11 protein-coding genes, 2 tRNA genes and 1 pseudogene are annotated in these 14,079 nt (G+C 67.4%); all 14 read right to left on the bottom strand.

Annotated elements, in window-relative coordinates; translation table 11 throughout:
• Nucleotides 1-3 precede the first annotated feature (3 nt).
• Nucleotides 4-2,067, bottom strand: a complete 2,064-nt coding sequence (gene nuoG, locus E0493_RS07540) for an NADH-quinone oxidoreductase subunit NuoG (protein ID WP_160936322.1) — start codon at nucleotides 2,065-2,067, stop codon at nucleotides 4-6.
• A gap of 6 nt (nucleotides 2,068-2,073) precedes the next feature.
• Nucleotides 2,074-3,381, bottom strand: a complete 1,308-nt coding sequence (gene nuoF / locus E0493_RS07535) for an NADH-quinone oxidoreductase subunit NuoF (RefSeq protein ID WP_160936321.1) — start codon at nucleotides 3,379-3,381, stop codon at nucleotides 2,074-2,076.
• Between the two features lie 4 nt (nucleotides 3,382-3,385).
• Nucleotides 3,386-4,051: a complex I 24 kDa subunit family protein gene (locus E0493_RS07530; protein WP_160936320.1), complete on the bottom strand. Its 666-nt coding sequence runs from the start codon at nucleotides 4,049-4,051 to the stop codon at nucleotides 3,386-3,388.
• Entirely contained in the window at nucleotides 4,048-5,265 is a 1,218-nt protein-coding gene (locus E0493_RS07525; protein ID WP_160936319.1) for an NADH-quinone oxidoreductase subunit D, read from the bottom strand. The genes E0493_RS07530 and E0493_RS07525 overlap by 4 nt, the downstream gene beginning before the upstream one ends.
• Nucleotides 5,262-5,927, bottom strand: coding sequence for an NADH-quinone oxidoreductase subunit C (locus tag E0493_RS07520; RefSeq protein WP_367614466.1), 666 nt, complete (start codon nucleotides 5,925-5,927; stop codon nucleotides 5,262-5,264). Before E0493_RS07520 ends, E0493_RS07525 begins: the two co-directional genes overlap by 4 nt.
• Nucleotides 5,920-6,483, bottom strand: a complete 564-nt coding sequence (locus tag E0493_RS07515; RefSeq protein WP_160936317.1) for a NuoB/complex I 20 kDa subunit family protein — start codon at nucleotides 6,481-6,483, stop codon at nucleotides 5,920-5,922. Before E0493_RS07515 ends, E0493_RS07520 begins: the two co-directional genes overlap by 8 nt.
• Entirely contained in the window at nucleotides 6,480-6,848 is a 369-nt protein-coding gene (locus E0493_RS07510) for an NADH-quinone oxidoreductase subunit A (protein ID WP_160936316.1), read from the bottom strand. The genes E0493_RS07515 and E0493_RS07510 overlap by 4 nt, the downstream gene beginning before the upstream one ends.
• 220 nt (nucleotides 6,849-7,068) lie before the next feature.
• A tRNA-Asp gene (locus tag E0493_RS07505) sits at nucleotides 7,069-7,145 on the bottom strand.
• A 120-nt stretch (nucleotides 7,146-7,265) separates the two neighbouring features.
• Nucleotides 7,266-7,337, bottom strand: a tRNA-Val gene (locus tag E0493_RS07500).
• Nucleotides 7,338-7,446: 109 nt separating this feature from the next.
• Nucleotides 7,447-7,719, bottom strand: coding sequence for an HU family DNA-binding protein (locus E0493_RS07495; RefSeq protein ID WP_160936315.1), 273 nt, complete (start codon nucleotides 7,717-7,719; stop codon nucleotides 7,447-7,449).
• A 179-nt stretch (nucleotides 7,720-7,898) separates the two neighbouring features.
• Entirely contained in the window at nucleotides 7,899-10,316 is a 2,418-nt protein-coding gene (gene lon, locus E0493_RS07490) for an endopeptidase La (protein WP_160936314.1), read from the bottom strand.
• Between the two features lie 144 nt (nucleotides 10,317-10,460).
• Nucleotides 10,461-11,717 (bottom strand): ATP-dependent Clp protease ATP-binding subunit ClpX, encoded by a 1,257-nt coding sequence (clpX, locus tag E0493_RS07485; protein WP_160936313.1) that lies wholly within the window; start codon nucleotides 11,715-11,717, stop codon nucleotides 10,461-10,463.
• Nucleotides 11,718-11,883: 166 nt separating this feature from the next.
• The gene (clpP, locus tag E0493_RS07480; protein WP_160936312.1) at nucleotides 11,884-12,525 is read right to left on the bottom strand and encodes an ATP-dependent Clp endopeptidase proteolytic subunit ClpP; all 642 of its coding nucleotides are present in this window, start codon (nucleotides 12,523-12,525) and stop codon (nucleotides 11,884-11,886) included.
• A gap of 211 nt (nucleotides 12,526-12,736) precedes the next feature.
• A pseudogene (tig, locus tag E0493_RS07475) lies at nucleotides 12,737-13,531 on the bottom strand (trigger factor); the annotation flags it as partial.
• Nucleotides 13,532-14,079: the final 548 nt, after the last annotated feature.

Here is a 14,079-nt window from a genome sequence, read left to right as displayed (position 1 = left end):
CGGTCACTCCGCCGCCAGCCGCGGCGTGGGGTCGTTGTAGATGCGGCTGCACTCCGCCATCACCTGCGAGGCGCGGCTGACCACGTCAGCCTGCCAGTAGTCGGTGATTGGCAGCGCGAAGGGCTGCTGGCCAAGGCTGGTGCTGCCGGCCTGCGGGCCGGTGGTGTCGGTGCAGCCGCCGGCAATGCGGCCATCCACCAGGCGGAAGGCCGGGTTCGCCGCCGCCAGCCGCTCGCGCAGCGCATCCAGCGTATTGAACTGGAGGTCCACGCCCAGCGCGGCGCCGGCGGCGCGGACGATCCGCCAGTCCTCCTTGGCCTCGCGGGGCGGATAGAGCGCCAGGCGGCCGTGCTGCACCCGGCCCTCGGTGTTGACGTAGGTGCCTTCCTTCTCCGGATAGGCCGCGCCAGGGAGGATCACGTCCGCCCGTGCCGCAGCCCGGTCGCCGTGATGACCCTGGTAGACCACGAAGGTGCCCTCCGGGATCAGGCCGGCATCGAAGCCGTCGGCGCCAAGCAGCCAGAGCGCGTCCACGCCGCCCGCCAGCATGCCGGCGAGGTCAAGCCCATCCGGGCCGGGCACGAAGCCGGCGTCCAGCGCGCCCACCTGGCCGCCAAACAGGTGCAGCATGTTGAAGCCATGCCATTCCGGCGTCAGGGCGCCAACCGCGCGGGCCAGTTCCCAGGCCGCCGCGAGCACCGCCGAGCCGTCGGGACGCGCCACGGCGCCGCGGCCGAGAATCACCATCGGCCGCCGGGCGCCCTTCAGCACCTCGGCGAAGGCGTTGCCACCGTCGAGCAGGGCGGACAGGACGGCGGGCCCCTCCCCCAGATGCTCGGCGTGGTAGGTCAGGTCGAGTCCGGCCGGGCCGACATAGGCCACCTTCAGCGCGCCCGCCGCCCAGCGCTTGCGGATGCGCGCGTTCAGCACGGGCGCTTCCTTGCGCGGGTTGCTGCCGATGATCAGCAGCGCGTCCGCCTCGTCGATGCCCGCGATGCCGGAGTTGAACAGGTAGTAGTCGCGCCGCGAGGCGTCGATCGCCGCGCCATCCTGCCGGCAGTCGAGGTTGGCCGAGCCAAGCCCCACCATCAGCTCGCGCAGCGCGAAGGCGCTTTCGGCATCCACCAGGTCGCCGGCCACGGCGCCGACGCGATTGCCGGGAATGCCCTGCATCCGCTCGGTGATGACGGCGAAGGCCTCTTCCCAGCTCGCCTGCCGCAGCTTGCCGTCCTGGCGCACCCAGGGGCGGTCCAGACGCTTGCGGCGGAAGCCGTCGAAGGAGAAGCGGCCGCGGTCGGCCATCCACTCCTCGTTCACGTCCTCATTGATGCGCGGCAGGATGCGCACGACCTCGGGGCCGCGCGTGTCGATGCGGATGGCGGCGCCCAGCGCGTCCAGCACGTCCACGCTGTCCGTCTTCCGCAGCTCCCAGGGCCGCGCCACAAAGGCGTAGGGCCGGCTGGTGAGCGCACCGACCGGGCAGATGTCGATCAGGTTGCCCGAAAGCTCGGTGGTCAGCGCCTTCTCGACATAGGTGCCGATCTGCATGTTCTCGCCGCGGCCGGTCGCGCCCAGCTCCGGCACGCCCGCCACCTCGGTGGCGAAGCGCACGCAGCGGGTGCACTGGATGCAGCGGGTCATGATCGTCTTGATCAGCGGGCCCATGTACTTGTCCTTCACCGCCCGCTTCTCCTCGCGGTAGCGGCCGCCCTGGCCGCCATAGGCGGTCGCCTGGTCCTGCAGGTCGCACTCGCCGCCCTGGTCGCAGATCGGACAGTCCAGCGGGTGGTTGATCAGCAGGAATTCCATGACGTTGCGGCGGGCGTTGCGGACCATGGCGCTGTCCGTGAACACCTTCATGCCGTCCGCCACGGGATAGGCGCAGGAGGCGATCGGCTTCGGCGCCTTCTCGACCTCCACCAGGCACATCCGGCAGTTGCCGGCGACGCTCAGCCGCTCATGGTAGCAGAAGCGGGGAATTTCCTTGCCCGCCGCCTCGCAGGCCTGCAGCACCGATGCGCCGTTCGGGACCTCGATCTCGGCCCCGTCAATCGTGACCTTCGCCATGGCGCGTTACTCCGCCGCCAGCGGCATGCCGCCGCCGTGCTTCTGCTTGTAGGTCCGGATGCGCTCTTCCATCACGGGCCGGAAATGCCGGATCAGTCCCTGCACCGGCCAGACGCCGCCATCGGCCAGGGCGCAGATGGTGTGGCCCTCGATTTGCCGGGTGACGCCTTCCAGCAGGTCGATCTCCTCGATCTCGGCGCGGCCCTCGACCATCCGGTCCATCAGGCGCTTCTGCCAGCCCATGCCCTCGCGGCAGGGGGTGCACTGGCCGCAGCTCTCGTGCTTGTAGAAGTCCGCCAGGCGGGAGATCGCCTTGATGATGTCGGTGGACTTGTCCATCACGATCACCGCGGCGGTGCCGAGGCCGGACTTGTGGTCGCGCAGCGCGTCGAAGTCCATCAGCACGTCGTCGCAGATGGACTTGGGCAGCAGCGGCGTGGAGGAGCCGCCCGGAATGACGGCCAGCAGGTTGTCCCAGCCGCCGCGCACGCCGCCCGCATAGCGCTCGATCAGCTCCCGCATCGGGATGCTCATCTCGGCCTCGATGTTGCAGGGCTTGTTCACATGGCCCTGGATGCAGAACACCTTGGTGCCCGAGTTGCGCGGGCGGCCGAAGCTGGCGAACCAGGTGGCGCCGCGCCGCAGGATCTCCGGCACCACGGCGATCGTCTCGACGTTGTTCACCGTGGTCGGGCAGCCATAGAGGCCCACCGCCGCCGGGAAAGGCGGCTTCAGGCGCGGCATGCCCTTCTTGCCTTCCAGGCTCTCGATCAGCGCCGTTTCCTCACCGCAGATATAGGCGCCGGCGCCGCGGTGCAGGTAGAGGTCGAAGTCCCAGCCCGATCCGGCGGCGTTCTTGCCGAGCAGCCCGGCCTCGTAGGCCTCGTCGATGGCCGCCTGCAGCACCACGGCCTCGTTGTAGTACTCGCCGCGGATGTAGATGTAGGCCGCGTGCGCCCCCATGGCGAAGGAGGCGATCAGGCAGCCCTCGATCAGCGTCTGCGGGTCGTTGCGGACGATGTCGCGGTCCTTGCAGGTGCCCGGCTCGGATTCGTCGCAGTTGACGACGAGGTAGGAGGGCCGGCCATCCGGGCTCGCCTTCGGCATGAAGCTCCACTTCATGCCGGTCGGGAAGCCGGCGCCGCCACGGCCGCGCAGACCGGACTGCTTCATCTCCTCGATGATCCAGTCCCGCCCCTTGGCGATGATGCCGGCCGTGCCGTCCCAGTTGCCGCGCCGCATCGCCTCCTGCAGCTTCCAGGAGTGGATGCCGTAGAGGTTGGTGAAGATGCGGTCCTTGTCGCTCAGCGGCATGGCATCACTCTCCCTTCCGCCCGGCGGCGTCCGCCGGCGCCTTCAGCGGGATATCGAGCAGCACCTCCGGCCCGCCCTCGGGCGCGCTGCAGAGGCGGCCGCGGGCGCTGCCGGGCGTCGGCCGCTCGCCCCGCTTCAGGGCCTCGATCAGCTTCACCGTGCTCTCGTAGTCCAGGTCTTCGTAGTAGTCGTCGTCCACCGCCAGAACGGGAGCGTTCACGCAGCCGCCGAGGCACTCCACCTCGGACAGGGTGAAAATGCCGTCCTCGCTGGTGTCGCCATAGCCCTTGAGCGCGCCGGCATCCTTGCAGGCGCGCAGCACCTCGTCCGAGCCGCGCAGCCAGCAGGGCGTGGTGCCGCAGACCTGCAGGTGGAACCGGCCGATCGGCTTGGTGTTGAACATGAAGTAGAAGGTGGCGACCTCATAGACGCGGATCGGCGCCATGTGCAGCCGGGTGGCCACCACGTCCATCGCCACGCGCGGCACCCAGGCGCTGCCGGTGGCGCGGCCCATCTGCTTCTGCACGACATAGAGCAGCGGGATGACCGCGCTCGCTTCCTTGCCGGCGGGGTAGCGCTTCAGGATCTTCTCGATCTGCGCCTCGCTTTCGGCGTCGAAAGCGAAACTCGCAGGTTCCTCGTGATGCTTCACGTCCTGTTGGGCGCTCACCGGTCGATCTCTCCGAAAACGATGTCCAGGCTGCCGATGATGGAGACGGCGTCCGCCAGCATGTGGCCCTTGGAGAGCTTCTCCATGGCTTGCAGATGCGCGAAGCCGGGCGCCCGGATCTTGCAGCGGTAGGGCCGGTTGGTGCCGTCCGCCACGAGGAACACACCGAACTCGCCCTTGGGCGCCTCGACCACGGTGTAGGTCGAGCCTTCGGGAACGTGGTAGCCCTCGGAGTAAAGCTTGAAGTGGTGGATCAGCGCTTCCATCGAGCGCTTCATCTCCGCCCGCTTCGGCGGCGCGATCTTGCTGTCCTGCACCTTGATCGGACCGCTCGGCATCTGCGCCAGGCACTGCTTGATGATCTTGTGGCTCTCGCGCATCTCCGCGATGCGCACGAGGTAGCGCTCGTAGCAGTCGCCATGGCTGCCGACAGGGATCTCGAAGTCAAGCTGGTCGTAGACGTCGTAGGGCTGGCTGCGGCGCAGGTCCCAGGCGCAGCCCGAGGCGCGCAGGCAGGGTCCGGAGAAGCCCCAGGCGAAGGCTTCCTCGGCCGTCATGATGCCGATGTCGACGGTGCGCTGCTTGAAGATGCGGTTGCCCGTCAGCAGGCGCTCGATGTCATCCACGAACTTCGGGAACTGCTCCGCCCAGGCCGCGATGCGGTCGGTCAGCCCGGCCGGCAGGTCCTTCGCCACGCCGCCCGCGCGGAAGTAGTTGGCGTGGTAGTGCGAGCCGGAGGTGGCGTCGTAGAACTCCAGCAGCGCCTCGCGCTGCTCGAAGCCCCAGAGGCTCGGCGTCGTCGCGCCCACGTCCAGCGCATAGGTGGTGATGTTGAGGATGTGGTTCAGCACGCGGCTGATCTCGGCAAACAGCACGCGGATCCACTGCGCGCGGATCGGCGCCTCGATGCCGAGCAGGCGCTCCGTGGCGAGGGCAAAGGCGTGCTCCTGCGCCATGGGGGCGACGTAGTCCAGGCGGTCGAAATACGGCAGCGCCTGGATATAGCTCTTGTGCTCGATCAGCTTCTCGGTGCCGCGGTGCAACAGGCCGATATGCGGGTCGGCACGCTCCACCACCTCGCCCTGCATCTCCAGGATGAGCCGGAGCACGCCATGCGCGGCGGGATGCTGCGGGCCGAAGTTGATGGTGTGGCTGTCGATCTCGACGACGCGCTTGCCGGCGGCGGCGGGAGTGTCTTCGGTGCTGAGGCTCATTCGCGGGTGATCCGGTTGAGGTGCACCTTCTCGTCGCCGGGCAGCGTGGTCATGCCTTCCCAGGGCGAGAGGAAGTCGAAGTTGCGGAAGTCCTGCTGCAGCTTGACCGGCTCGTAGACCACGGCCTGCCGCTCGGGGTCGTAGCGGACCTCGACATAGCCGGTCAGCGGGAAGTCCTTGCGCAGCGGATGGCCCTCGAAGCCATAGTCGGTGAGGATGCGCCGCAGGTCGGACTGGCCGCTGAAGACGATGCCGTACATGTCCCAGGCCTCGCGCTCGAACCAGGTGGCCGAAGGCCAGAGGTCGGAGACGGTCGGCACCGCCGCCACGGCATCGGTCGTGGTGATGACACGGATGCGGTGGTTATGCGCCAGCGACAGCAGGTTGTAGACGACGTCGAAGCGCTCAGGCCGGCCGGGCCAGTCCACGCCGCAGATGTCCATGCACTGCTCGAAGGCGAAACGTGCCTCGTCGCGGAGAAGCTGCAGCACGGCATGGATCGCGGCGCGCTGCACGCGGATCTCCACTTCCGTGCCGCGGGCGATCTGGGACTCGGTCACCACCCCTTCCGGGATGCTGCCCAGCACGGCGTTCAGCAGATCTTCCTGGGCCGTCGGGGCGCGCGGCGCCTCAGCCGGGGCAATGGCGTTGTCGTCAGCCACGCAGGATGCTCCCCGTCCGCCGGATCTTCTTCTGCAGCTGCAGCACGCCATAGACCAGCGCCTCGGCCGTGGGCGGGCAGCCCGGCACGTAGACGTCCACCGGCACGACGCGGTCGCAGCCGCGGACCACGCTGTAGCTGTAGTGATAGTAGCCGCCGCCATTGGCGCAGCTGCCCATGGAGATGACCCAGCGCGGCTCGGCCATCTGGTCGTAGACCTTGCGCAGGGCGGGAGCCATCTTGTTGGTCAGCGTGCCGGCCACGATCATCACGTCCGACTGCCGCGGCGAGCCGCGCGGAATGGTGCCGAAGCGGTCGAGGTCGTAGCGCGGCATGTAGGCGTGGATCATCGGCACGGCGCAGCAGGCGAGGCCGAAGGTCATCGGCCAGAGGCTGCCGGTGCGTGCCCAGTTCACCACCTTGTCGAGGTTGGCGACGATGAAGCCCTTATCCTCGATCTCGTCGGTGGCGGCCTTCACCACCGCGTCCTGCTCGGCGCCGGGCTGCAGGGCCTGCTTGTTCCAGGTCAGCTCGTTGCTCGTACTCATGGGATTCATTCCCAGTCCAGGGCGCCTTTGCGCCATTCGTAGAGGAAGCCCACCGTCAGCACGGTCAGGAAGCCCATCATGGAGAGGAAGCCCAGCCAGCCGATGTCGCCCAGCGCCACCGCCCAGGGAAAGAGGAAGGCCACCTCCAGGTCGAAGATGATGAACAGGATGGCGACCAGGTAGAACCGGACATCGAAGCGCCGACGCGTGTCATCGAACGGCTCAAAGCCGCACTCATAGGCCGACACCTTCTCGGCGTAGGGTTTCTGGCGGGCCGCCAATACGCTCCCCACCACCATGGCGACGGCGATCGCGGCCGCAATGGCCAGGAAGACCAGGATCGGGAAATAGTTCGCCAGCAGTGGCTGGGTCATGATGCGTCCGTCCCTCGGGCCCACGGCCCATCACGGCCAAGCGCAGGGGAGCGCATGGCCAGCCACGCCGCAGACCGTGCCGCAGCGCAACGCTCGGGGCGGACATTACCCCCCCAAGGCTCGCTTCGCCATAGCCCTGGGGCGTTGCAGCACATTGAAATTGCGTAGGCCGAAAGCGCGAAACGCCGCCCTGGGTTCCAGGGCGGCGTTCCAAGACAACTGGCGCGAGTGACGGGGCTCGAACCCGCGACCTCCGGCGTGACAGGCCGGCGCTCTAACCAACTGAGCTACACCCGCTTGCGTCGTGGAGGGGGGAATAATCCGGCCCCGCCCCCCTGTCAATCAACGAAAGTCGCGTTTCGATGATCAATCCGCGGAAGAACCGATTGGCCAGGCTTGCGCTCGGGCGAGCCGGATTGGGCACTGACGGATTCGAACCGCCGACATCCTCGGTGTAAGCGAGGCGCTCTACCGCTGAGCTAAGTGCCCACCCTTCCGGAGCAGCGATTAGCGCCCAGCCCGCCCTGGCGCAAAGCCCAAAAAACGCGAAAGGCCGGCATCGCCGCCGGCCTCTCCTGCGAATGTCACCGGGAAGGCTTCAGCCCAGCGTATCCTTCAGGGCCTTCCCCGCCTTGAAGCGCACCGTGGTGGAGGCGGCGATCTCGATCTCCTCGCCGGTGCGCGGGTTGCGCCCCTTGCCGGCCTTGCGGCTTGAGGTCGCGAAGCTGCCGAAGCCCACCAGCCGGACTTCCTGCTTGGCCTTGAGCGCCTGGCCGATCGCATCGAAGACGGCGTCCAGCACCTCGCCGGCCTTGGCCTTGGAGAGTTCTCCCGTCTCCGCGACAACCGCGACGAGATCCTGCTTGTTCACTGCTTCATCCTCGCCTGAGAATGGGCCGAATCAGGACGCGCCGGCCCGCCTGGGCTTGACACTAGGCAACGAGATTTTGCTCCGTCAACGCCAAGCTCGCATTGCGCGCCTGCCGGCGAGTGCAGCAGCCGGCCTTCCCAGGAAAAAGGGCCGGGAGGCGAACCCCCCGGCCCCTGTGTTCAATGCGGCAGGCTGGCTGGCTGGCCGGCCTTGCCGTCGGCCGGAGCCGGCGTCGCCTCCTCCGGCTCGATCCAGTCGATCGCCTCCGGGGCGCGCGCCAGCGCCTTGCTGATCACCTCGTCCACATGCGCGACCGGGATGATGGTCAGCCCTTTCTTCACATTGTCCGGGATCTCGGCGAGATCCTTTTCATTGTCCTTGGGGATGAACACCGTGGTGATGCCGGCCCGCAGCGCGGCCAGCAGCTTCTCCTTCAGCCCGCCGATCGGCAGCACCCGCCCGCGCAGCGTGATCTCGCCCGTCATGGCGACATCCTTGCGCACGGGAATGCCGGTCAGTACCGAGACGATGGAGGTCGCCATTGCGATGCCGGCCGAGGGCCCGTCCTTCGGGGTGGCCCCCTCCGGCACGTGCACGTGGATGTCGCGCCGGTCATAGACATTCGGCTTGATGCCGAAGCTCGCCGAGCGGCTGCGGACATAGGAGATGGCCGCGGAGACGCTCTCCTGCATCACGTCGCCCAGCTTGCCGGTCGTCTGCACCTTGCCCTTGCCCGGCACCATGACGGATTCAATGGTGAGGATCTCGCCGCCAACCTCGGTCCAGGCCAGGCCGGTGACCACGCCCACCATGTCCTCCGCCTCGGCCTCGCCATAGCGGAACTTCCGCACCCCGGCATACTTGTCGAGGTTCTTGCGGTTGATCGCGACCTTCTTGGCCTTCTTGGAGACGATCTCCTTCACCGCCTTGCGGGCCAGGCCACCGATCTCGCGCTCGAGGTTCCGGACGCCGGCTTCGCGCGTGTAGTAGCGGATCAGGTCCAACAGGGCCTCGTCGGACACGCTCCACTCGCCCTCCTTCAGCCCGTTGGCCTCGGTGACCTTGGGCAGCAGGTGGCGCTTGGCGATCTGCACCTTCTCATCCTCGGTGTAGCCGGGGATGCGGATGATCTCCATGCGGTCCAGCAGCGGCTGCGGCATGCGCAGGCTGTTGGCCGTGGTGACGAACATCACGTCCGAGAGGTCGTAGTCCACCTCCAGGTAGTGGTCGGCGAAGGTGGCGTTCTGCTCGGGATCCAGCACCTCCAGCAGGGCCGAGGACGGGTCGCCGCGCCAGTCGGCGCCGAGCTTGTCGATCTCGTCCAGCAGGAAGAGCGGGTTGGAGGTCTTCGCCTTCTTCATGCCCTGGATGATCTTGCCCGGCATGGAGCCGATATAGGTCCGCCGGTGGCCGCGCACCTCCGCTTCGTCCCGCACGCCGCCCAGGGACATGCGCACGAAGTTGCGGTTGGTGGCCTTGGCGATCGACTTGCCCAGCGAGGTCTTGCCGACGCCCGGCGGGCCGACCAGGCACAGGATGGGGCCGCGGATCTTCGGCGAGCGCGACTGCACCGCCAGGTACTCCAGGATCCGCTCCTTGATCTTGTCCAGCCCATAGTGGTCGGCGTCCAGCACCGCCTCGGCCTTGGCCAGGTCGTTGCGAACCTTCGACTTCTTCTTCCAGGGAATGGAGAGGATCCAGTCGAGGTAGTTGCGCACCACCGTCGCCTCGGCGCTCATCGGCGACATGGTGCGAAGCTTCTTCAGCTCGCCCATGGCCTTGTCGCGCGCCTCGGGGGAGAGCTTGGTGGCCTTGATCTTGGCCTCCAGCTCGGCGGCCTCGTCCTTGCCGTCCTCGCCCTCGCCCAGCTCCTTCTGGATCGCCTTGAGCTGCTCGTTCAGGTAGTACTCGCGCTGGGTCTTCTCCATCTGCCGCTTGACGCGGTTCCGGATGCGCTTCTCCACCTGAAGAACGCCGATCTCGCTCTCCATATGAGCGAAGACCCGCTCCAGCCGCTGCGCCACGCTGGAGATCTCGAGCAGCTCCTGCTTCTCGCTGATCTTCAGGTTCAGGTGGCTGGCGACCGTATCCGCGAGCTTGGCCGCGTCGTCGATCTGGTTGATCGAGACCAGCACCTCGGGGGCGATCTTCTTGTTGAGCTTGATATACTGCTCGAACTGGGAGACCACGGTGCGGGCAAGCGCCTCCACCTCGGAGGTCTCGGCCTCGGCCTCGTCGATCGGCGAGGTATAGGCCTCGAAATACTGCTCCGTCTCCTTGAAGCCGAGCACGCGGGCACGCTTGCCACCCTCGACCAGCACCTTCACGGTGCCGTCCGGCAGCTTCAGCAGCTGCAGCACGGTGGAAACAGTGCCCACCTCGTACAGATCGTCGGCGCCCGGATCGTCCTGGGAGGCGTTGCGCTGGGCGACAAGCAGGATCTGCTTGTCCTCCCGCATCACCGCCTCAAGGGCACGGACACTCTTTTCACGCCCCACGAAAAGCGGAACGATCATGTGCGGGAACACAACAATGTCCCGCAGCGGCAGCACGGGAAGCAGCTCGCCGCTCATCAACTCGGGTTTTTTATCCGCCATTGGGGACCTCACTCAGGACAGCCGGCGCGGCTCCGCCCATTCTCGGCACGGCGCCACACCACGGGGATCTCCCATGAGATGGGATCGGCACGAGCGCAGGGCAAGCCACGTGGGCCAGCCCCGCTTTCCCGGCCGGGCTAGACCTCACGCGGAAGTCTGCTCCGCTGCCCGTTCACCATAGATGAACAGTGGGGCGGCGCGGCCTTCGGCCACCTCCTTGTTCACCACGACCTCTTCCACATCCTCAAGCCCCGGCAGGTCGAACATGGTGCCGAGCAGGATGCCCTCCATGATCGAGCGCAGGCCGCGGGCGCCGGTCTTGCGCTGGATGGCGCGGGTGGCGACCGAGCGCAGCGCGTCCTCGGTGAAGGTCAGCTTGGTGGCCTCCATCTCGAACAGGCGCTGGTACTGCTTGACCAGGGCGTTCTTGGGCTTGGTCAGGATCTCGATCAGCGCCTTCTCGTCCAGGTCGTCCAGCGTGGCCACGACCGGGAGGCGGCCGATGAACTCCGGGATCAGCCCGAACTTCAGCAGATCCTCCGGCTCCACCTCGCGCAGGATCTGCCCGGTGCGGCGCTCATCCGGGCCACGAACCTCGGCGCCGTAGCCGATTCCCGAGCCCTTGCCGCGGCCAGCGATGATCTTCTCCAGCCCGGCGAAGGCGCCGCCGCAGATGAAGAGGATGTTCGAGGTGTCGACCTGCAGGAACTCCTGCTGCGGGTGCTTGCGCCCGCCTTGCGGAGGCACGGAGGCAACGGTGCCTTCCATGATCTTCAGCAGGGCCTGCTGGACGCCCTCCCCGCTCACGTCGCGCGTGATCGAGGGATTGTCCGACTTGCGGCTGATCTTGTCGACCTCGTCGATGTAGACGATGCCGCGCTGCGCCCGCTCGACATTGTAGTCGGCCGACTGCAGCAGCTTGAGGATGATGTTCTCCACATCCTCGCCGACATAGCCCGCCTCGGTCAGCGTGGTCGCGTCCGCCATGGTGAAGGGCACGTCGAGGATGCGGGCCAGGGTCTGGGCCAGCAGCGTCTTGCCCGAGCCGGTGGGCCCGACCAGCATGATGTTCGACTTGGCGATCTCGACGTCGCCGGTCTTCCCGCCATGCGCCAGGCGCTTGTAGTGATTGTGAACCGCGACCGAGAGCACGCGCTTGGCGTGCTCCTGCCCGATCACGTAATCATCCAGCACCTTGCAGATCTCGCGCGGAGTCGGCACCCCGTCGCGCGACTTGACCAGGTGCGTCTTGTGCTCCTCACGGATGATATCCATGCAAAGCTCGACGCACTCGTCGCAGATGAAGACCGTCGGGCCGGCGATGAGTTTGCGGACCTCGTGCTGCGACTTGCCGCAGAACGAGCAATAAAGGGTGTTCTTCGAGTCGCCGGACTTGCTCATGCGCGCTCCTGGACCCTCCGGGAATGGACCGGCGGATCTTGCGGGACTGTAGCCCCCCTGTCATCCAGGGGGAAGCGGAACGGAAGCCGGACGGCCCGCGCCGGTCCGGCTTTCCCTGGCAGAAGGTACCGCCGGAAAGCCCCCACTGAGGTTTCCCGGCCGGGCATCATCCCTTCGCAACCTCGGTCGGAGCCAGCGGCCGCTCCTCGACCACCTGGTCGATCAGGCCGAACTCCTTGGCTTCCTCGGCGGACATGTAGCTGTCACGCTCCAGCTTGCGCTCGATTTCCTCCAGCGGCTGGCCGGTGTGCTTCACGTAGATCTGGTTCAGGCGCTTGCGCAGCGCAAGGATCTCGCGCGCCTGGATCTCGATGTCCGTCGCCTGCCCCTGGGCACCGCCCGAGGGCTGGTGAACCATGATCCGGCTGTTGGGCAGGGCGAAGCGCTTGCCCTTGGCGCCGGCGGTCAGCAACAGGCTGCCCATGGAGGCCGCCATGCCCAGGCAAACCGTGCTCACCGGGGCGCGGATGTACTGCATGGTGTCGTACATCGCCAAGCCCGCCGACACCACGCCACCCGGGCTGTTGATGTAGAAGGCGATATCCTTGTTGGGATTCTCGCTCTCCAGGAACAGCAGCTGGGCGCAGATCAGCGACGACATCTGGTCGTAGACCGGACCCGTCAGGAAGATGATCCGCTCCTTCAGCAGGCGCGAATAGATATCGAAGGCCCGTTCGCCCCGCGCGGTCTGCTCGACCACCATGGGGACGAGGTTGTTGTAGAGTTCGACCGGATCGCGGTCCCGCATCTTAGCATCCTCTCGCGGCGGCGGGGCTCCGGCACCTCCGCGGGCCCCTGCCCGCTTCGGCCCGGCGCCGGCCAGCCACCGTCACCCTAGACTTCGAAGATTAACATGGGGCAGACGCCACGTGGGCGAAAGAGGGGGGGCCCCTTCACGCTTGCGGGCCGGGGCGGAAATCCCGCGCCCGGCCCGCCGCGCATCGAAGGGCGAAGTGCCCTCAGGCCTGGGGTTCAGCCGAGAGCTCGGCCGCCGGCACGTCCTTCTCGGTCACCTTGGCCAGCTCCAGCATGAAGTCCACGACCTTCTCCTCGAACAACGGGGCCCGAAGGTTTTCAATGGCCTGCGGGTTCTTCTGGAAGAACTCCAGAACCTGCCGCTCCTGCCCCGGATAGCGCTGCGCCTCGGTGCGCATCGCCCGGGAGAGCTCGTCGTTGCTCACCTGGATGTTGTTGCTGCGGCCGATCTCGGAGAGCAGCAGGCCCAGGCGAATCCGGCGCTCGGCAATGGCGCGGTAGTCCGCCTTGAGCGCCTCCTCGTCCTTGCCCTTGTCCTCCTCGTCCAGGCGGCCGGCCTTCATGTCCGCTTCGACGCGCTGCCAGATCTGCGCGAACTCCATCTCCACCATGCTCTGCGGCACCTCGAAGGAGGCCTGCGACGAGAGGGCGTCGAGCAGCTTGCGCTTCACGTTGAGGCGGGAGAGCTGGTCGTACTCGCCCTGGAGGGACTCGCCGATCCGCTTCTTCAGCTCGTCCAGGCTTTCCAGGCCGAGCTTCTTGGCGAACGCGTCATCCAGCTGCGCCTGGGCGGGCTTCTTCAGCGCCTTGGCGGTCAGCTCGAAGCGGGCCGGCTTGCCGGCCAGCTCGGCGGCGCCGTACTCGGGCGGGAAGGTCACGTCCACATGGCGGGTCTCGCCGATCTGGATGCCCTCCAGGCCTTCCGCGAAGCCAGGGATGAAGCCGCTGCCGCCGATCTCCACCGGCATGTCGCTGCCGGACCCACCTGGGAAAGGCTCGGAAAGCTTCCCCGCGCCGTCCTGCCGCGCAACCCGCAGCCCCTGCAGGCGCAGGGTCAGCTCGACGCTGGCCGCTTCCTTGATCATCACGCGCAGGATCGGCGCGGCGATGACCACCTCGTCGCCGCCCTCCAGCTTCACCTGCGCCGAGAAGCTGCGGCTCTCCGCACCTGGCTCCTCCAGCGGCGTCTGGTTGTTCCGCAGCACCCGGAGCGAGGCGTCCCGCTCCACCATGTCGAACACCAGCGAGGCGCCAGCAGGCCAGGCGCCGCCGGTCAGGCTATAGGCACCCTCCGCCAGGAAGCTCTCGCCCGAGCGGGCCGGGAACTCGCGCTGGGGCACCAGCAGCAGGCCGAGCTGGCCATTGCCGCTGTAGTCGCCCTTCAGCTTCACCTCGGCCCAGGCCGCGCCGTTCTCGGAGCCGGAGCCGACAACCTCCAGGCTGGGCTTCTCCGCCACGCTGCCATGGGAGAAGACCGAGATATTGCCCGGCTCGCCCAGGTTCAGCAGGTTCTCGCCAGCCTCCACCAGGCGGCCGACAAAGTCGG

Origin of the sequence: Teichococcus coralli (assembly GCF_009829925.1) — a bacterium.
Lineage (GTDB): Bacteria > Pseudomonadota > Alphaproteobacteria > Acetobacterales > Acetobacteraceae > Pseudoroseomonas > Pseudoroseomonas coralli.
The sequence above is the reverse complement of the archived record's forward strand: the minus strand, read 5'-3'. Positions and strand labels throughout refer to the sequence as shown.

Excerpts from the sequence above, each read along its gene's own strand:
- E0493_RS07525 (WP_160936319.1), bottom strand. The coding sequence starts at position 5,265 with ATGAGCCTCAGCACCGAAGACACTCCCGCCGCCGCCGGCAAGCGCGTC.
- nuoG (WP_160936322.1), bottom strand. The coding sequence starts at position 2,067 with ATGGCGAAGGTCACGATTGACGGGGCCGAGATCGAGGTCCCGAACGGC.
- E0493_RS07515 (WP_160936317.1), bottom strand. The coding sequence starts at position 6,483 with ATGAATCCCATGAGTACGAGCAACGAGCTGACCTGGAACAAGCAGGCC.
- clpP (WP_160936312.1), bottom strand. The coding sequence starts at position 12,525 with ATGCGGGACCGCGATCCGGTCGAACTCTACAACAACCTCGTCCCCATG.
- nuoF (WP_160936321.1), bottom strand. The coding sequence starts at position 3,381 with ATGCCGCTGAGCGACAAGGACCGCATCTTCACCAACCTCTACGGCATC.
- clpX (WP_160936313.1), bottom strand. The coding sequence starts at position 11,717 with ATGAGCAAGTCCGGCGACTCGAAGAACACCCTTTATTGCTCGTTCTGC.
- lon (WP_160936314.1), bottom strand. The coding sequence starts at position 10,316 with ATGGCGGATAAAAAACCCGAGTTGATGAGCGGCGAGCTGCTTCCCGTG.
- E0493_RS07510 (WP_160936316.1), bottom strand. The coding sequence starts at position 6,848 with ATGACCCAGCCACTGCTGGCGAACTATTTCCCGATCCTGGTCTTCCTG.